1 pseudogene is annotated in these 474 nt (G+C 48.5%); it reads right to left on the reverse strand.

The features are described from left to right. A pseudogene (locus tag ACU8YE_RS24805) lies at positions 1-431 on the reverse strand (HsdM family class I SAM-dependent methyltransferase); the annotation flags it as partial. Positions 432-474 lie beyond the last annotated feature (43 nt).

Raw genomic sequence — 474 nt, forward strand, 5'->3', positions numbered from 1 at the left:
CCATAGGGGGGGTTGGCGAGCATGTAGTTGAAGCGCTGCCCCGGAAAGCGGTCCTCCGTGAAGGAGTTGCCATGCTTAATGTTGTTGGCTTCCAAACCTGTAATCAATAGGTCAGATTTGGCTATAGCGTATGATTGCTCGTTTATCTCCTGCCCGAATATTTTTATATCAGCGTATTGTCCGCTTTCAAGGCCTTCCTTTTTAAATTTCTCGTCGAGAAACATCTTCTACTGCGTGAGCATTCCACCCGTACCGCAGCCTAGGTCATAGATGGTACGAATAAGTCCAGGTGTACGTAATTCTTTTAACTCCGTGCTGAAGATGATGGAAGCCAATAGCTTGATTACTTCCCGAGGAGTAAAGTGCTCCCCAGCCGTCTCGTTGCTCTGCTCATTGGCAATCCGGATGAGCTCCTCAAACACGTATCCCATGTCGTGATTGCTTACCGCAGAAAGATGTAGGTCGACCCGACTG

The organism is Ralstonia sp. VS2407 (assembly GCF_052950655.1).